This is a genomic window from Coprococcus sp. AF99-45 (genome assembly GCF_027663865.1).
GTDB lineage: Bacteria > Bacillota > Clostridia > Lachnospirales > Lachnospiraceae > Allocoprococcus > Allocoprococcus comes.
In genome coordinates this window covers 270,981-289,750 of record NZ_JAQDGZ010000002.1, presented here as the reverse complement: position 1 = coordinate 289,750, position 18,770 = coordinate 270,981, and the positions used below count along the sequence as shown (strand labels likewise).

General features: G+C 40.6%; 16 protein-coding genes, 1 tRNA gene and 1 pseudogene. 13 read left to right on the top strand and 5 right to left on the bottom strand.

What is annotated here, in order from left to right; translation table 11 throughout:
• Nucleotides 1–107 precede the first annotated feature (107 nt).
• Nucleotides 108–959, bottom strand: a complete 852-nt coding sequence (locus PGR14_RS03045; protein WP_008370897.1) for an AraC family transcriptional regulator — start codon at nt 957–959, stop codon at nt 108–110.
• 292 nt (nt 960–1,251) lie between these two features.
• Between PGR14_RS03045 and PGR14_RS03040 the strand changes: the two genes are divergently transcribed.
• The 5 genes from PGR14_RS03040 to PGR14_RS03020 are packed head-to-tail and all read left to right on the top strand — an operon-like array spanning nt 1,252 to nt 8,307.
• Entirely contained in the window at nt 1,252–2,526 is a 1,275-nt protein-coding gene (locus tag PGR14_RS03040) for an ABC transporter substrate-binding protein (RefSeq protein WP_270222951.1), read from the top strand.
• Nucleotides 2,527–2,540: 14 nt separating this feature from the next.
• The gene (locus PGR14_RS03035; RefSeq protein ID WP_270222950.1) at nt 2,541–3,416 is read left to right on the top strand and encodes a carbohydrate ABC transporter permease; all 876 of its coding nucleotides are present in this window, start codon (nt 2,541–2,543) and stop codon (nt 3,414–3,416) included.
• Complete coding sequence (locus PGR14_RS03030; protein ID WP_270222948.1) at nt 3,416–4,258, top strand: carbohydrate ABC transporter permease; 843 nt, start codon at nt 3,416–3,418, stop codon at nt 4,256–4,258. Before PGR14_RS03035 ends, PGR14_RS03030 begins: the two co-directional genes overlap by 1 nt.
• 27 nt (nt 4,259–4,285) lie before the next feature.
• Nucleotides 4,286–6,469, top strand: coding sequence for an alpha-galactosidase (locus PGR14_RS03025; protein WP_270222947.1), 2,184 nt, complete (start codon nt 4,286–4,288; stop codon nt 6,467–6,469).
• A 2-nt stretch (nt 6,470–6,471) separates the two neighbouring features.
• The gene (locus PGR14_RS03020) at nt 6,472–8,307 is read left to right on the top strand and encodes an alpha-amylase family protein (protein ID WP_270222946.1); all 1,836 of its coding nucleotides are present in this window, start codon (nt 6,472–6,474) and stop codon (nt 8,305–8,307) included.
• A 59-nt stretch (nt 8,308–8,366) separates the two neighbouring features.
• Here PGR14_RS03020 and PGR14_RS03015 read toward each other — a convergent pair whose 3' ends face one another.
• Both PGR14_RS03015 and PGR14_RS03010 read right to left on the bottom strand, forming a co-directional pair.
• Complete coding sequence (locus PGR14_RS03015) at nt 8,367–8,615, bottom strand: hypothetical protein (RefSeq protein WP_022219869.1); 249 nt, start codon at nt 8,613–8,615, stop codon at nt 8,367–8,369.
• A gap of 11 nt (nt 8,616–8,626) precedes the next feature.
• Entirely contained in the window at nt 8,627–8,974 is a 348-nt protein-coding gene (locus PGR14_RS03010; RefSeq protein WP_022219870.1) for a DUF6465 family protein, read from the bottom strand.
• Between the two features lie 177 nt (nt 8,975–9,151).
• Between PGR14_RS03010 and PGR14_RS03005 the strand changes: the two genes are divergently transcribed.
• Complete coding sequence (locus PGR14_RS03005) at nt 9,152–9,946, top strand: Cof-type HAD-IIB family hydrolase (RefSeq protein ID WP_055158556.1); 795 nt, start codon at nt 9,152–9,154, stop codon at nt 9,944–9,946.
• A 33-nt stretch (nt 9,947–9,979) separates the two neighbouring features.
• Here PGR14_RS03005 and PGR14_RS03000 read toward each other — a convergent pair whose 3' ends face one another.
• On the bottom strand, nt 9,980–10,804 hold the full coding sequence (locus tag PGR14_RS03000; protein WP_055158558.1) for a polysaccharide deacetylase family protein: 825 nt from the start codon (nt 10,802–10,804) through the stop codon (nt 9,980–9,982).
• Between the two features lie 191 nt (nt 10,805–10,995).
• Here PGR14_RS03000 and PGR14_RS02995 point away from each other — a divergent pair.
• The 6 genes from PGR14_RS02995 (at nt 10,996) to clpB (ending at nt 18,150) form a co-directional block, all read left to right on the top strand.
• A tRNA-Gly gene (locus tag PGR14_RS02995) sits at nt 10,996–11,066 on the top strand.
• 240 nt (nt 11,067–11,306) lie between these two features.
• Nucleotides 11,307–12,674 carry an MATE family efflux transporter gene (locus PGR14_RS02990; protein WP_055246320.1) on the top strand — a complete coding sequence of 456 codons (1,368 nt, stop codon included), beginning with the start codon at nt 11,307–11,309 and terminating at the stop codon, nt 12,672–12,674.
• A gap of 13 nt (nt 12,675–12,687) precedes the next feature.
• Nucleotides 12,688–13,275 carry a cytidylate kinase-like family protein gene (locus tag PGR14_RS02985; RefSeq protein ID WP_022219921.1) on the top strand — a complete coding sequence of 196 codons (588 nt, stop codon included), beginning with the start codon at nt 12,688–12,690 and terminating at the stop codon, nt 13,273–13,275.
• 536 nt (nt 13,276–13,811) lie between these two features.
• Nucleotides 13,812–14,282, top strand: a complete 471-nt coding sequence (locus PGR14_RS02980; protein ID WP_008370865.1) for an Hsp20/alpha crystallin family protein — start codon at nt 13,812–13,814, stop codon at nt 14,280–14,282.
• A 66-nt stretch (nt 14,283–14,348) separates the two neighbouring features.
• Nucleotides 14,349–15,383, top strand: a complete 1,035-nt coding sequence (locus PGR14_RS02975; protein ID WP_270222944.1) for a DnaJ C-terminal domain-containing protein — start codon at nt 14,349–14,351, stop codon at nt 15,381–15,383.
• Nucleotides 15,384–15,549: 166 nt separating this feature from the next.
• On the top strand, nt 15,550–18,150 hold the full coding sequence (gene clpB, locus PGR14_RS02970) for an ATP-dependent chaperone ClpB (RefSeq protein ID WP_008370859.1): 2,601 nt from the start codon (nt 15,550–15,552) through the stop codon (nt 18,148–18,150).
• Nucleotides 18,151–18,228: 78 nt separating this feature from the next.
• Here clpB and PGR14_RS16210 read toward each other — a convergent pair whose 3' ends face one another.
• Nucleotides 18,229–18,396 carry a helix-turn-helix domain-containing protein gene (locus PGR14_RS16210; protein ID WP_215686141.1) on the bottom strand — a complete coding sequence of 56 codons (168 nt, stop codon included), beginning with the start codon at nt 18,394–18,396 and terminating at the stop codon, nt 18,229–18,231.
• A gap of 187 nt (nt 18,397–18,583) precedes the next feature.
• On the opposite strand from PGR14_RS16210, the pseudogene PGR14_RS16205 reads away from it, so the two are divergent.
• A pseudogene (locus PGR14_RS16205) lies at nt 18,584–18,655 on the top strand (hypothetical protein); the annotation flags it as partial.
• Nucleotides 18,656–18,770: the final 115 nt, after the last annotated feature.

Here is an 18,770-nt window from a genome sequence, read left to right as displayed (position 1 = left end):
ACTTCCTGTTAAATAAAAGGCACTACGAGCCTAGGCACATTCTTTATTATTACATATTAAATAATAAAAATAGAATGCACAGTCTGAACTGCAGCATTCTTTTTCTATTATTGTTTAAGTCTGTTCTGATTACGCCAGTCTCTTGGCGATATTCCATAAATATTTTTAAATGCTCTGGAAAAATGTAATTGGTTGGGATAACCGACTGCATTACCTACATCTTTAATGGAAAGCTTTGTCAGTTTTAATAATTCAGCAGCTTTAATCATTCTATAATTCAACAAAAATTCCTGAGGAGATTTTCCAATTCCGTCTTTGAAAATTTTTCCGAAATAACTGCGGTTTAATCCGCATACAGCAGCGATGTTTTCGACAGAAATATCGTTTTGGAAATTCTGCTCTATATAAGATAGGGCTTCATGGATATAAAAATCCTGAAGACGGCTGATTTTTGATGTCTGCATGATGGAAGTAGAACGAATAAGAGCATCAATTGCAAGATAGAGATGCCCGATCAGGTGAAATGGTGTAGCGTCTCCGTGACTTGCAATATAGAGAAGTTCTTCTTTCAGTATTTCACGCAGATCCTTAGAAGTAGCCTTATAAATCGGATTATCCAAACTAAGTCCGGAAAGTTCAATGGTTTCTTTTGCACGTAGTCCGTCAAATTCAATCCATGTATATTCCCATGGGAGTTTTTCATCAGAGATATAAGTATTGATCTGACCGGGGAAAATCATAAAGCCCTGGCCACTTTTTACGTGATAGGTCTGTGTTACACCGTGAGAATCATTTGCCATTAAAATTCCGGTGCCGGAGATAATGTAGTGAAAAAGAAAATGATTACGGACGGCAGGACCAAAACTATGCGCCGGTTCACATTGTTCGTAACCAAACTGATACAATCCAAGATCGACAAAATTCTCGCTTGGAAATACTGAAAACATAAGTTCTTTCATAATAATTCCTTTCTCATAGGTGCTCTGCCGTGAAAAAATGATGTTTAGCAGATGTTAAGTCAGTTGATATATATATTTATTCTACTGATTTAATAAATAGATTGCAACTAAAATATACCAAAATGCTATGCCTTTAGCAAAAAAGAAGAAAATAATAGCATTTTGGAATAAAACTTCAAATGCAATGATATTTTTAGTCGCATAATGGTATGTTATAATACAACTATAAAGAAAGTACTTGATATATCGAGCGGTAACTAAAAACGAATATACCTGTGAGGAAGGAGAAAAAATGAGAAGGAAAAGAGCAGCAATTGTTTTGGGAATGTCCTGTATTCTGATGGCATCAGCTGTATTACAGGGATGTCAGCAAAATTCAAAAAGCGGAAAAGTGGAAATTGAACTTGTTCAGTACAAACCGGAGGCGGTAGATATATTTGAACAGCTTGAAAAAGAATTTAATGAGACACATGATGATATCCATTTAAAAATATCTTCCCCAAATGATGCGACAACAATTTTGAAAACACGTTTTATCAGAGAAGATTATCCGGATATTATCGGAATCGGAGGAGATATCAATTATTCGTATTTTGTTGATTCAGGAATACTGGCTGACCTTTCAGATTATGAAGGACTTGGTGAGGTAAAACCTGCTTATCTGGATATTATTGAAGGATTGGAGTTTGTTCCGACAGAAGGAACATATGGGCTTCCGTATGTGGCAAATGCGGCAGGAGTGCTCTATAACAAAGATATGTTTGCAGAGCATGGATGGGAGATTCCGCAGACCTGGGATGAATTTATTTCTCTTTGCAAGGAGATTCAGAATGAAGGAATCCAGCCACTTTATTTTGGATATAAAGATACCTGGACCTGCCTTGCACCTTGGAATGCACTTGCAGTCGGACTTGCACCATCCGATGTTTGTCAGCAGGTGAATAAGGGAGAAACAACCTTCTCCAAAGAATATCCGCAAGTGGCAGAAAAAATGCTTGAATTGTTAAATTATGGTGAAGATGGACCGTTTGGATACGGATACAACGATGCATGTACTGCATTTGCAAATGGTGAATCAGCGATGTATACAATCGGAAGCTATGCAATTCCGCAGATCAAATCTGTAAATCCGGATATGAATATCGGATCCTTTGTTATGCCGGCTAATGATTCTGAAGAGGACAATGTATTAAATTCAGGAGTAGACCTTCAGTTCTGCGTGATGGATGCATGCGAAAATAAAGAAGCGGCATATGAAGTACTTGATTTCCTGATGGATCATGATAGTATCCAGTCATACTTAGATGCACAGAATGCGGTGCCTTGTAAAGACGAAGATTTTGCATTAGCTCCGGAACTGGAAGATATGAAACCATATATTCAGGATAACCGTATGGCGGATTACCAGGACCACTATTATCCGTCAGAAATGGCAGTTGATGCACAAATCCAGACATTTCTCATAAACCAGGATGTTGACGCATTCCTGAAAAAATTTGACAAAGACTGGATCAGATATAACAGGGATATCATTCGTATGATGGAAGATTATGAAGCAGGCAAGTAGGAGGGATACAGATCATGAATAAATTGAAAAGGATGAATGGCAGAGAGCGGACATTTTTACTGATTACGATACCGATACTTGCGTTGTTTTTCTGCTTTAATACGCTGCCACTTATTAAAGGTGTTATTTATAGTTTTACAAATTTTCGAGGATATGGCGAGTTTGACTGGGTAGGTATTCGGAATTATACAGACTTATTTACTGATGCAAGAGTCGGGAAATCCTACCTGTTTACATTCAAGCTTGCAATTGTTGCAACAATAGTTGTAAATGTGTTAAGTCTTGTTTTAGCTCTTGGATTAAACAGTAAAATTAAATTTAAAAGTGCACTCAGAGGAATGTATTTCGTTCCAAATATTTTAGGAGCACTTGTAGTGGGCTATATTTTCAATTACTTTTTCACTTATATTCTTCCGGCAGTTGTAAAAATGATGGGCGGAAAAGGTGACAGTATCCTGGCAAGCTCAAAATGGGCATGGGTTGCGATCGTAATTGTATGTGCATGGCAGTCTGTTGCAATGAATACGATTATTTATATTTCCGGACTTCAGACGGTACCGGAGGATGTATACGAAGCAGGTTCTCTTGATGGAGCGACCGGATGGAAAAAATTCAAGAATCTGACATTTCCACTGATCCTTCCATTCTTTACCATCAATATGGTACTTTGCATGAAGAATTTTCTGATGGTATTTGATCAGATCATGGCTCTTACCAAAGGAGGCCCGGCGCAGAGTACAGAATCAATTTCATTTTTGATTTATAACAATGGTATGGCTGGAGGACAGTTTGGGTTCCAGAGTGCCAATGCAGTTGTGTTCTTTGTAGTGATCGTTGTGGTCTCTGTATTACAGATGAACTTTTTGGGAAATAAGGAGGAACAGTTATAATGAAAGTAAAGGTGAAAGAAAGAGTAAACTGGCCAATCACAATTTTATTGATTCTGGGTCTTGTAACCGTTATTTTTCCTCTTTATCTTACAGTTGTGATTGCATTTAAGAAACCGTCGGAAATGACAAACAGTATTTCCGGAATCTTATCACTGCCAAAAAGCTGGAGCTTTTCTAACTTTGCAGAAGCAATGCGTGTAACAGATTTCTGGCATTCACTGGGCAATAGTGTGCTGATAACGATTGTAACGGTAGTTCTTTCCATTCTGATTCATTCTATGATCGGTTATGTGATCGGAAGAAGTAAAAGTACCAGTAAATTTTACAAAGTAGTCTATCTTTATATTGTAAGCGGTATGTTTGTTCCATTTGCAATTTTGATGATGCCACTTGTGAAGCAGACAGCACAGATGGGAATTGACAATATTTTCGGTGTTATTTTGTGTTATCTTGTATTTTATATGCCGATGAATGTGCTCTTATACTCCGGTTATCTGAAAAATATTCCGCTGGCACTGGAAGAGGCTGCACGTGTAGACGGGGCAACAACTTGGAAAACTTACTGGAGCGTTATTTTCCCAATCATGAAACCGATGCATGCAACAGTAGCGGTACTTACAGCACTTGGTACATGGAATGATGTTATGACACCACTTGTAATTCTGGCAGGTAGTGATGTGAACACACTGCCACTTGCACAGATGACATTCCAGACACAATTTGGAACCAATTATAATCTTGCATTTGCATCCTATTTACTGGCACTGCTTCCGATTTTGATTTTCTATCTGATCTGTCAGAAACAGATTCTGAACGGTGTTGTAAATGGCGCAGTAAAATAAATTTGACAGAAGCTTAAGGAGAAGAATATGGGAATCATATACAACGAGAAAGCAAAAACATTTACATTACATACCCAAAATACAACGTATCAGATGCAAATTGATGCATATGGATTTTTAATGCATTTATATTATGGAAGAAAGACAGATGGAGTTATGGACTATCTTCTGACCTATGCAGACCGTGGCTTCTCAGGAAATCCGCAGGATGCAGGAAATGACAGAACATATTCTCTTGATGCGCTTCCGCAGGAATTTCCATGCCGCCTAACAGGAGATTTCCGGAGTCCGGTGCTGGATCTTGTAAATGCAGATGGTTCTTTTGGATGCGATCTTAGATATCAGGGATATGAGATTTGTGATGGAAAATACAATTTGAAGGGACTTCCGGCAGTTTATGCTGCCGAAGAGGAAGCCCAGACTCTGATCATTTATATGAAAGATCAGGTGACAGGATTACAGGTAGAATTACTTTATGGAGTTCTTCCGGAGTATGATGTGATCACAAGAAGTGCAAAAGTGATCAATACAGAAGAAGATAAAATCAGACTGACAAAAGCCCAAGCAGCGTGTATCGATTTCGTTCATGGTGAATTTGACGTAATTTCATTTTACGGCCGCCATGCGATGGAAAGAAATATGCAAAGAACATCGGTAGGACATGGAGCTTTTGTAATTGGAAGCCGCAGAGGAACATCCAGCCATCAGTACAATCCGATGATGATACTGGCAGAAAAAGAAACGACAGAAGATGCCGGTACCTGTTATGGAATGTCTTTTGTATACAGCGGAGGATTTAAAGCAGAAGTAGAAAAGGATCAGTTCGGGCAGACAAGAATGCAGATGGGACTGCAGGAAGAACAGTTTTCTTATCCACTGAAAAAAGGAGAGGAATTTGTGATCCCAGAAGTTATTTTAACTTGCAGCAATCAGGGACTTGAAAAGCTTTCCCAGAATCTGCAGAGATGTATCCGTAAAAATCTGTGTCGTGGAAAATATAAAGAAAAAGTAAGACCGGTACTGATCAACAGTTGGGAAGCATGCTATTTTGATTTTACGGGAGAAGATATCTATCATCTTGCCGAGCAGGCAAAGGATCTGGGAATCGATATGGTTGTACTGGACGATGGATGGTTTGGAAGTCGAAATGATGACAACAGTGGACTTGGCGACTGGAAGGTTAATGAAGAAAAGCTGCAGGGAAGTCTTGGTGACCTGATCAGCAGGATCAATGCGTTAGGTGTTAAATTCGGGCTCTGGTTTGAGCCGGAGATGGTAAATGAAGACAGTGATCTTTACCGTGAACATCCGGACTGGGCAATTCAGATCCCGGGAAGAAAACCGGTAAAAGGAAGAAACCAGCTGCTCCTTGATTTTTCGAGAAAAGAAGTTGTGGATGCTGTTTATGAGCAGATGTGTCAGGTGCTCGATCAGGGAAATATCGAATATGTAAAATGGGATATGAACCGAAGTATGGCAGAAGTATATTCTATGACGGCAGAAGAACAGGGCAGTGTGCAGTATGACTACATGCTTGGACTTTATGATTTCCTGGAGCGTATTATAAGCCGCTATCCAGACCTTCTGATCGAAGGCTGCAGTGGTGGTGGAGGTCGTTTTGACGCGGGAATGCTGTATTATACACCACAGATCTGGTGCAGTGACAATACCGATGCAGTGGATCGTGTAAGAATCCAATACGGAACATCCTTTGGGTATCCGGTATCTGCAGTTGGATCTCACGTATCTGCAGTTCCGAATCATCAGACAGGAAGAAAGACATCACTCCATACAAGAGGTGTCTGTGCCATGGCAGGAACCTTCGGCTATGAACTGGATCCGGCGAAAATGACAGATGAAGAGCGCAGAGAGATCAGGAAACAGATAGTAGAATACAAAAAATACGCACAGCTTGTACAAAATGGACTTTACTATCGACTGAGTAATCCATTCGCAGAAGAAATCGGCGCATGGGAATTTGTATCAGAAGATGGGAAAGAAGTACTTGTAAATGTAGTTATGCTTGAAATCCATGGAAACATGACAGTAAATTATGTAAAAATGAAAGGTCTGTGTGCTGGACAATTCTATAAAGATTCAAATACCGGAAAAATTTATCCGGCAGAGGCGCTGATGGAAGTTGGAATTCCGATGCCGCTTGAATTTGGTGAGTACAAAGCATATCAGATTTATCTGGAAATGGTCGAGTAAAAATGAGAAAAACAAATGATATTTTTGAAAAGAGACTGGCGAAGCATATGGATGAGCTTCGCTGGCTCTATATGGAATTATATGATAATGAAGCAATGTTTGCAGAGCTCTGTGAACAGATGCAGAATTACTATCATGCAAGAAATGCGAAACTTCGAAAGAGAGATCTGGAGAAGGAAAAGGATCAGGCGTGGTATCGTAAAAAAAACATGCTGGGAATGATGCTGTATATTGATAATTTCGCCGGAAATTTAAGAGGAGTCAAAGGAAAGCTTAAGTATCTGGAAGAATGTGGTGTAAACTGTGTTCATCTGATGCCGTTTCTCGATTCGCCAAAGGGAAGATCCGATGGAGGCTATGCGGTTGCGGATTTCAGAAAAGTAAAGCCGGAACTTGGAACCATAGAAGACCTTGCAGATCTGGCTGAAGCCTGCCATGAAAAAGACATGAATCTGTGTATGGATTTTGTAATGAACCATACTTCCGAAGATCATGAATGGGCACAGAAGGCAAGAATGGGTGAAGGCGAATATATGAGCCGGTATTTTTTCTGTGACAATGAAAACTATGTCAGAGAATATGAGAAAACAGTGCCACAGGTATTTCCGGAAACTGCACCGGGGAATTTCACCTGGCTTCCTGAAATCGGACACTACGTGTTGACTACCTTTTATCCTTACCAGTGGGATCTGAATTATAAGAATCCGAGGGTGTTTAACGAAATGATGTATAATTTCCTTTTCCTGGTCAATCAGGGGATTGACATTCTGCGGATCGATGCAGTTCCTTATATCTGGAAGGAAATGGGGACAAGCTGCAGAAATCTTCCACAGGTACACACGATAGTCAGGATGATGCGTATGATCGGGGAGATTGTGTGTCCGTCGGTTGTATTATTAGGGGAAGTCGTGATGGAACCGGAAAAAGTAGTTCCTTATTTTGGTACCATAGAAAAGCCGGAATGTCATATGCTTTATAATGTAACCATGATGGCTACTACATGGAATACGGTTGCGACGAGAGATACCAGACTTTTACGGATGCAGCTTGATATTATGAACAACCTTCCGAAAGAGTATACTTTCTTAAATTACCTCAGATGTCATGATGATATTGGATGGGGATTGGATTTCCAGACACTTGCCGGTTGGGGAATGCAGGAAGTCCCACACAAAAGATATCTGAATGACTTTTTCACAGGAAAAATCGCAGAAAGTGTGAGCCGCGGGGAACTTTATAATGAAGATCCGATAACAGGAGATGCCAGATTCTGTGCAACGACAGCTTCCATGTGTGGAATTGAAAGTGCCGGATTTGAACAAAATGAAGAAAAGAAAAAAAGAGCAGTCAGATTTGATCTGATGCTGCATGCATATATGATGGTGCAATCCGGAATTCCAATGCTTTACAGTGGAGATGAGATTGGTCAGGTAAATGATTATACTTATAAAAATGATCCGGAAAAACGGGTTGATTCCAGGTATATCCACAGAGGAAAATTTGACTGGAAGCTGGCAGACGGACGAAAGAGAAACGGAACGGTACAAAAAGAACTGTTTGATGGAATTGGAAAACTTAGATCCATCCGAAGTAAGGAAAAAGTATTTGACGCATCGGCAAATGTCTGGACGCTTGATACCTGGGAAAATGGAATCCTTGGAGTTGTGCGGGAACTGGAGGGTGAGCAGATGACAGCACTTTTTAATTTCGCAGAAGAGGACCGGACAGCCTGGATCGAAGAAGAGGGAGAGTATATGGATTTAGATACCGGTAAAAAAGTCAGCCTTCAGGCAATAAAAATGGAAGGCCATTCCTTTGTATTAGCAAAGAAATGCTAAAGTAAGATAGAAAAAGAGCAGGTAAGAAATTTTATCCTTTCTTACCTGCTTTTTTTACTTTATTGGTTTTCCTGCATATCTTTCAGCATCTGGATAAGTTCCAAATCCTTTTCGGTAACACGGAAATTAGTGGTATAATTCCGTCCTTCCGGAGATTTGACGGAGATTTCGATGATGCTGTCTTTGCGGCATGCATCTCCTTTTACTGCATGAATAAAAGGCATAAATTTAGGATGCTCCTGTTGAAAAGTGGAAAATGCGGATTTCAGTTTTGCAAGCATTCCAAGCTGTTGAAAGTTAAGCGCCATAAAATACTCCTTTATAATTCAATATATCCATTGAACCCTCCAAGGGTGTAATATGCTTTTTTATCTTCTGGTTTCAGATAAATGGAGAGAGCTTCCGGATTTTCTACAGCGTGTCCCTTTGCATTGCAGTCAGCGATCACACGTTCTGTGATAGCGGCTACAGTATATTCTGCACTCTGGTACTGAACATAAAATGCAGGATTTTTGGCAGGAACTTCTACTGGTACTTTGACTTCTTTTACAACTTCTTTTATCTCTACAACAGGAGTTGCTGTAGCCGGTGCTGATGATGTAGCTGTAGCAGTTACTGCTGATTCAAGTGTTCTTTTCTGTTTTTTCTTATCGATTCTTTTATTCATTATTATTACCCCTTTTTCAAATTGTACAACATCTATTATATTACTTTTATATGGAGAAGTCAAAATGGTATTTATCACAGATATTTTGCAGAAAATGAAAAAGGGTTGCGCATAATGGTGAGATATGAGTATAATGAGTATCGTGTAATTGGAGTATAACCGGGAGGAAAAGGTAGAATGAATAGAGCAGCATTATTTTTTGATATTGATGGGACCGTACTCAGTGAGATTACAAAAGAGATTCCCGCAAGTACGGTAGATGCACTTAAAAGGGCACACGACGCAGGACATTTTTTATTTATCAATACAGGAAGAACATACTGCAGTGTTCCGGTGGAACTGAAAAAACTTCCATTTGATGGATATTTGTGTGGATGTGGGATTTATTTTACATTTGATGAAGAAATTATTTTTGAAAAGCATCTGGATCCGGAGAGGGGCGATGAGATCGCTGATTATATGACAAAATGTCAGATTGATGGGATTTTTGAGGGAGCAGAAGATGTGTATTTCACTTCAAGAGTTTCAAGATTTGACAGATTGGAAAATACAAAAAAATACATGAACAACCGTGGACTTGGAATCGAGCGTTATATGGAGCAGAGAAGATGTCCATATGATAAAATCTTTATTTATACGGATGAAAAAAGTGATGTAAAAGCATTTTTTGAATTTATCAAAGATGATATGGAAGTAATCGACCGTGGAAGTAATACGTTTGAATGTATCCTCAAGGGCTATACAAAAGGAACTGCGATTGACTGGGTACTGGAGCATTTTGGAATGACGAGAGATCAGTCATATGTATTTGGAGACAGCAGCAATGATCTGGCAATGTTCCAGCATGCCGGGCATGCGATTGCGATGGGCGCGCATGACCAGGTGCTGGAACCTTATACAGAATTTATTACAAAGACCGTTGAAGAAGATGGAATTGCTTATGCGATGAAGAAATATGGACTGATCGATTAGAGAATCCTCCGATAAAGTGACAGAGAAAAATTCCTAAGATGCAGTAGCTTTTATAAGGTCATCAAGAGAAGCAAAATGATAACCCATTTCTTCCCATTTGGTGAGAAGTTCATCTAAGATTTCAGCGTTTGTAGAGGACGTACTGTGGAGTAAAACGATGGCACCGGGATGGATCCGCCCAAGCAGCTTTTCAAAAGCCTCTTCGTGGGATGGCTGGCTATCCTGATACCAGTCGACGTAGGCGAGACTCCAGAAGAAGGTATGATAGCCAAGATCCTGTGCCATTTTCAGGTTGGCTTCGCTGTATTTGCCTTGTGGTGGACGATAAAATCTGGAAATTTCCTGTCCGGTGATCTGCCGATACAGTTTTTCAACTGTCTGGATTTCTTCAGAAAAGGATTCCATTGTAGAAATCTGTGACATGTCTTTGTGATGCCAGGTATGGTTGCCGATGGTGTTACCGGCAGCGAGGATCTGTTTGATAAGTTCTGGATTGCTTTCCAGAAGTGTGCCGACGACGAAGAACGTTGCTGGAGCCTGATGTTTCGTAAGAGCTTCCAGAATAGCCGGTGTATTTCCATTTTCATAACCGGCATCGAAAGTAAGGTAGATTACCTTTTCGCCGGTGTCCTGTGCGTAAAAGGCATCAAATTTTTTCAACTCGTCAAATGTGGCATTGCCGACAGGGGGATCCCCATCCGTTTGGAAGCTGAGCCCCCAGTTGCCTTCAGAAGAGGTGGGAACAGCGGCTGGAAAGAAATGATCATGCAGAAATGCAGCGCCGGTTCCCACAAAGAAAGCCGCGAGGAAAAGAAAACAGATCCGTATAATATTTTTTGATTTTAATCTGGAAAACATAAAAGGAACTCCGATCGGATAGAAAACAGGTGATTGATAAAATATATGTGGAAATGGAAGGAAAAGAACCGAAATAGATAAAATAGAGGTCAGAAAATAAAGTGGACAAAAAGTAATAAAAGTGATCAAAAAATAAAAAAAAGGCTTGCATTTTTTCTGAGATGTGATATCATATTACTTGTCTTTAAGACGCGGGTGTAGTTCAATGGTAGAACACCAGCCTTCCAAGCTGGATACGTGGGTTCGATTCCCATCACCCGCTTTTGTTATGCGTAAAAAGAAGAGAGAATGTAAGGAAAATTTTGTTTGACTTTTTGAAAAAGAGGAAATATAATTACAAGAAACGAGTAGCAAGTAAGCGTAAATCCAGTTTACCAGCTACTCGTTTTCATTTTGCAAAAATCAATATCGCCATGAAAAAGTGTGTAGCGTGTCAGCGTAAGTCCAGCTTATATGACAAGGTGCGCACTTTTTTTGTGCCAAAAAGAAAGGAGTTTAAAAAATGGCGGAAAGCAACAAGATGAAGGAGATGCCGGTAAATAAGCTGATGGTCCAGATGGGAATCCCGATGATCCTATCTATGGCATTGCAGGCAGTCTATAACATTGTAGACAGTGCATTTGTAGGAAATATGAGAGTAGGCAGTGAGGCAGCATTAAATGCATTGACTTTGGTATTCCCGGTTCAGATGCTTATGGTCGCAGTAGGAATCGGAACGGGTGTCGGAACCAATGCACTTCTGGCAAGGACACTTGGTCAAGGGAATAGTAAAAAAGCAGCAAAGGTAGCAGGAAACAGTCTGTTTCTTGGAGTGATCATTTATGTGGTCTGCTTACTGTTTGGTATCTTTGGGGTGAAAGCATATATTTCATCACAGACAGTAGATACAGAAGTATTGGAGATGGGAGTCAGCTATCTGAGGATATGCTGCGTAATCTCTTTTGGTATTATTTTCTTTTCTTTATTTGAAAAGTTATTACAGGCAACAGGTCGTTCTCTTTATTCCACAATTGGTCAGGTGGTTGGAGCCGTTGTAAATATTATCCTTGATCCGATCATGATTTATGGTATTGGTCCTTGCCCGGAAATGGGAGTGAAAGGTGCAGCTTATGCAACTGTAATTGGTCAGGTAGCATCCGCAGTATTATTGCTTATCTTTCATATCAAATTCAATAAGGAATTCGAGCATGGGGCAAAATACATGAAGCCGGATGGCGGAATTATCAAAGAAATCTATAAAATCGGACTTCCGGCAATCATTGCACAGGCATTGATGTCCATTATGGTTTATGTGATGAATCTGATCCTGAAGTTCAATCCAGCAGCACAGACAGCCTATGGATTATTTTATAAAGTTCAGCAGTTTGTACTGTTTCTCGCTTTTGGTCTGCGAGATGCGATCACCCCGATCATTGCATTTGCTTATGGAATGAGAAGTAAAAAGAGAATTCAGGATGGAATCAAATATGGTCTGATCTATACAATTGTGTTAATGATTCTGGGAATTACAATCACAGAGATTTTCCCCGGAGCATTTGCAACGCTGTTTAATGCGGGACAGTCAAGAGAATATTTTATTGAAGCAATGAGAATAATCTCAGTCAGCTTTTTGTTTGCAGGCATCAATATTGCTTATCAGGGTATTTATCAGGCACTGAATGGTGGTATAGAGTCCCTTGTTATTTCGCTTTTGAGACAGCTCATTATTATACTGCCGCTGGCCGGAATTTTTTCTATGTTTGTCAGAAATGGACAGATGGGCATTTCATTAATCTGGTGGTCATTTCCGATTACTGAAATAGTTTCATGTTTTGCAGGTTATGTATTTTTAAAGAGAATCAGAAAAAATAAAGTAGATGTTTTGAATTAAGGAGGAATCAGAGATGGCGAAAAGAATTATTACAATCAGTAGAGAATTTGGAAGCGGTGGACGTTTCATCGGAGAAAAAGTAGCGAAGAAACTTGGGATTGCTTATTATGATAAAAATATTATTAATGACATTGCAGAGAAGTCCGGTTTGTCACCGGAGTATGTTCAGAAAAATGCAGAATTATCTCCGAAAAAAGGATTATTTGCATATGCATTTGCCGGACGTGATATTACAGGAAAATCAGTAGAAGACATGGTGTATGAGGCACAGAGAAAGGTTATCTTAGAACTGGCTGATAAGGAATCTTGTGTGATTATCGGAAGAAATGCAGACTATATTCTGAAGGATAGGGACGATGTGCTGAATGTATTTATCTATGGGGATATGCCGGAAAAAACAAAGCGAATTATGGGGTTATATAATGTAGAAGAAAAGGAAGCTGTCAAAATGATGGCAGATACAGATAAAAGGCGTATGACGAATTATAATTTTTATACGGATCAGAAATGGGGAAAAACGAGCAATTATACGCTGTGTCTGAACAGCTCACAGCTTGGATATGACAGATGTGAAGCGATAATTATTGAGTGTGCAAAATAAAAATTTGCTTACATTTTTCAAAAAATAAAGTATAATTAGTATTGTAAAACCAAGTACGATTTACATGAAAATTAGGGATCATTTCATTCAAATTTACTGAGTGAAGGATCCCTTTTTCTATGTGACGTATCTTTAAATTGAAAGAGATGTAGTTACAATGAAAAGAATTAAAGCAGCTTGTATCACTTAGACATTGTTTTTTCAAATCATGATGGAGAAACGACAGAGTATGCAAAAAAAGCGATTGTACAGAAGTGTGAAAGCAGGTGAAAAATCCCTGGGAAGCTGAGAGATACGCCATGCACAGCTCGGGAAAGAATTTCCTCGTTGCCGGGCTGTCGCCCTATAAAATAGCAAAAATAGACGCCTTTGCAAGTTCGTTCACAAAATCTTCACAAAATAATTAGCACTCACCTATTGACAGTGCTAATAACGCGTGCTATAGTACAGATAGAACAAAGGAAGGGGAACGAAAAGAAAGGTTCGCCAGAAAGTGTTCCGAACGTATTATGAGTGTTTGAAAGGAGACAGGACTTATGTTAATGCCTAGTATTTTTAATAATAATTTATTTGATGATGATTGGTTTGGATTTCCGTTTTACGGATATGCAGATAAAGCAGAGAACAGAGCAGAAAAGAAGCTCTATGGACATCATGCGAATAATCTGATGAAGACAGATATCAAGGAAATGAAAGATGGATATGAACTTGAGATTGATCTTCCAGGGTTCAAGAAAGATGAAGTTACTGCAGAATTGAAAGATGGTTACCTGACAGTCAGTGCAGCGAAAGGTCTTGATCAGGATGAACAGGAGAAAGAAACCGGCAGGTATATCCGCCGTGAACGTTACGCAGGAGCATGTCAGAGAAGTTACTATGTTGGTGAAGATATCACAGAAGAAGATATCAAAGCAGAATTTAAACATGGTATTCTGAAACTTTTTGTTCCGAAAAAAGAAGCAAAACCAGCGGTAGAAGAGAAGAAATATATCACAATTGAAGGTTAATATAGAAGATAAATTTCCCCCGGAGAGCAATCTCCGGGGTGTTTTACAGGCAGGAGGTGACAGAGCATGGCAGCAAAGCGGGATTACTACGAGGTGCTCGGAGTAGCAAAGAATGCAGATGAGAAGACAATCAAAAAAGCTTACCGGAAGCTGGCGAAGAAGTATCATCCGGATACCAATGCCGGAAATCCGGATGCAGAAAAGAAATTCAAAGAAGTAACAGAAGCTTATTCGGTACTGAGTGATCCGGAAAAGAAGAAGATGTACGATCAGTTCGGACACGCTGCATTTGACCAGTCTGCAGGAGGCAGCTATCAGGGCAGTGGATTTGGAAATGGTTTCCAGGGATTCAAAAGTGGTCCTGGAGGATATCAGGAGTATCATTTTACAGGAAATGCAGATGATATTTTCGGAGATATGTTTAAAGATATCTTCCACGGAAGCAGCAGTAAAAGCACAGATGGTTTCGGAGGTCATGGTTTTCACAGAAGCAGTTTCTATGACGATGGATCCGGATTTAGTGGCTTCGGAGGATTTGGCGGTCACGGATCAGCAGGCTTTGATCAGAAAGGTCAGGATTTGAATGCCAGTGTGTCTGTTACATTTGATGAGGTAGCATTTGGATGTGATAAAAGAATTACTCTGCAGGATCAGAGCGGAAAAGCACAGACACTTGAGGTGCATATTCCGGCAGGAATTGACAGCGGAAAGAGCATAAGACTTCGCGGAAAAGGAATGCCGGGAACCGGAAAAGGCGGTGCAGGAGATCTTCTTCTGAAAGTAACTGTTCAGCCGAAAGCCGGATATGAACGAAAAGGTATGGATGTTTATACAACGGTCAGCATTCCTTATACAACTGCTGTGTTTGGTGGAGAAGCAAGGGTGCATACCCTGTATGGTGATGTGATGTGTAAGATCAAAGAAGGAACACAGTCAGGAAGCAAGATTCGTTTAAGAGGAAAAGGAATCGTTTCCATGAAGGATGCAAATGTCCATGGTGATCAGTATGTAACGGTACAAATTCAGGTTCCGAGACATTTAAATGCAGAAGCAAGACAGAAACTGATGGAATATAAGAAAGCCGCTGCCGGAGGAAGATAAAGGATCCGGGGCGTTTCATATAGATGGGACTCATAAAATGAGTTCGATGATTTGACAGGGAAGTAAAAATTTATATAGATTTAGCACTCGACTATTGACAGTGCTAATAACAAGTGCTATAGTTCGAGTAGAACAAAGATAGCAAGGCAAAGGAGGGACTCATGTTATGAATATCAATAAATTTACACAAAGTTCTATGGCAGCAGTACAGAACCTTGAAAAGATTGCGGCAGATTATGGCAACCAGGAAATTGAACAGGAACATCTTCTGTATTCTTTGCTTACAATAGATGACAGCCTGATTCTCAAGCTGATTGAGAAGATGGGCATTACAAAAGAGACAATGATGAACCGTGTGGAAGAGCTTTTACGGAAGCGTCCGAAGGTACAGGGCGGTCAGATGTATATTGGTCAGAATCTGAATAATGTGCTGATCCATGGCGAGGATGAGGCAAAGCAGATGGGTGATGAATATGTATCGGTTGAGCATCTGTTCCTCGCACTTCTGAAATATGCGAACCGTGAGATCAAAGGTATGATGAAGGAACTTGGAATCACAAGGGAAAGTTTCCTTCAGGTACTTTCTTCGGTAAGAGGTAATCAGCGAGTAACCAGTGATAATCCGGAAGCTACTTATGATACCTTGAACAAATACGGGGAAGATCTGGTAGAAAAAGCCAGGGAGCAGAAGCTGGATCCGGTCATCGGACGTGATGCAGAGATCCGGAATGTGATCCGTATCCTGTCACGTAAGACAAAGAACAACCCGGTTCTGATCGGTGAACCTGGTGTAGGTAAGACAGCAGCAGTAGAAGGTCTGGCACAGCGTATCGTGCGTGGTGATGTACCGGAAGCTTTGAAAGATAAAAAAGTATTTGCACTGGATATGGGAGCCCTGGTTGCAGGTGCCAAGTATCGTGGTGAATTTGAAGAGCGTCTGAAAGCAGTTTTGGAAGAAGTCAAGAACAGTGATGGAAACATCATTCTGTTTATCGATGAGCTGCATACCATTGTAGGTGCCGGAAAGTCAGACGGTGCAATGGACGCCGGAAATATGTTAAAACCAATGCTTGCCCGTGGTGAGCTGCATTGTATCGGTGCGACAACTCTGGATGAGTATCGCCAGTATATTGAAAAGGATGCCGCTCTGGAACGTCGTTTCCAGCCGGTTATGGTGGATGAGCCTTCAGTTGAGGATGCCATTTCTATCCTTCGTGGATTGAAAGAGCGTTATGAAGTATTCCATGGTGTCAAGATCACAGACAGCGCACTGGTTGCGGCGGTTACTCTGAGTAACCGTTATATTTCAGACCGTTTCCTTCCGGATAAGGCAATCGACCTGGTTGATGAAGCATGTGCATCCATTAAGACAGAGCTGGATTCTATGCCGACAGAGCTGGATGAGCTGAACCGTAAGATCATGCAGCTGGAGATTGAAGAAGCTGCTTTGAAGAAAGAGGATGACCGACTGAGCAAGGAAAGACTGCAGAAACTGCAGGAAGAACTTGCCGAAGAACGGGAAAAATTCGCAAAGCAGAAAGCACAGTGGGATAACGAAAAACATTCTGTTGAACATGTACAGAAGATCCGTGAGCAGATTGAACAGCTGAACCGTGAAATCGAAGCAGCTCAGAGGAGCTATGATCTGAACAAGGCAGCAGAGCTTCAGTACGGACGTCTTCCACAGTTGCAGAAACAGCTGGAAGAAGAGGAAGCAAAGGTAAAAGATGAAGATCTGTCACTGGTTCATGAAAGTGTTACCGATGATGAGATTGCTAAGATCATTTCCCGCTGGACTGGTATTCCGGTTGCAAAATTAAACGAAAGCGAGAGAAGCAAGACACTGCACCTTGCAGATGAACTTCACAAACGTGTCATCGGACAGGACGAAGGCGTTACGAAAGTAACCGATGCAATCATCCGTTCCAAAGCAGGAATCAAAGATCCGACTAAGCCGATTGGTTCCTTCCTCTTTCTTGGACCTACAGGTGTAGGTAAGACAGAGCTTGCAAAAGCACTTGCCGAGAATCTGTTTGATGATGAGAACAATATGGTGCGTATCGATATGAGTGAGTACATGGAGAAATATTCCGTGTCCCGTCTGATCGGAGCGCCTCCGGGATATGTCGGATATGATGAGGGCGGTCAGCTTACGGAAGCCGTTCGCAGAAAACCGTATTCCGTAGTGCTTTTCGATGAAGTAGAAAAAGCACATCCGGATGTATTTAACGTACTTCTGCAGGTACTGGATGACGGACGTATCACGGACTCGCAGGGACGTACCGTTGATTTCAAGAATACGATCCTGATTATGACATCGAACATCGGATCTTCTTATCTGCTGGATGGTATCGATGAAAATGGCGATATCAAACCAGAGGCAGAGGAGATGGTCATGAATGATCTGAGAGCACATTTCAGACCGGAATTTCTGAACCGTCTGGATGAGACGATTATGTTCCGTCCGCTGACGAAAGATAATGTTTACTCTATCATCAGCCTGCTTGTCAATGATATCAATAAACGGCTTGCAGATAAAGAACTGAGGATCGAGCTTACCGAAGCAGCCAAACAGCTTGTAGTGGAAGGCGGATATGATCCGACCTATGGTGCAAGACCATTGAAGAGATATCTTCAGAAGAATGTTGAAACCGAGGCAGCTAAACTGATCCTGGAAGGAAATGTTGGCAGCGGAGATACGATCCTGATCGATAATGTGGATGGAAAACTTACTGCAAGGATCAAGCAGCACTTAAGAGAAGTATAAGAAATGTGATATATAAAGAATCTGCAATCGGCAGATCATCGAATCCGATCATGGTGACATCATCAGGCGCAGGACGGTTTATGACCGCTTGCGCCTGTATTCGTTTGGAGTTATACCAAACTGTTTTTTGAGGGCAGTCTGAAAGTGGTTCTGGCCTGAAAAACACAAAAAAGTGCTGATTGTACTGATCGGTTTATTCGTGAACTGAAGCAGACGCCGTCCCTCCTCGGGCTTGCACCGGAGAATAAAATGGCTTCTTCAATCACATAATCGCGATACAAGCTGATAAAGCAAAAAACCGGATACAATTTTCAGGAGCTTCTGCAAAGAAAAAGATTTCAGATGACGGTTCTTCTGTTGTGCGATACAAAGCTTTCGATTGAAGAAATAGCCCTGGAGTGTCGGGTATGAGAATCAAAGCTATTTTTTCAGGCAATTTAAGAAACGTTACGGAATGACACCGCACAAATACAGAAAAGAAAACATAAAAGATAAAAAACGATAGGATGGAAAATAAGGACAGTTTTTTGAACTAATGAGGTTCTAAAAAGCTGTCCTTATTTTTGTTATATTGAGTACTATAATGGTCTCATAAATTAAGACACCCTAAACAATGCTTC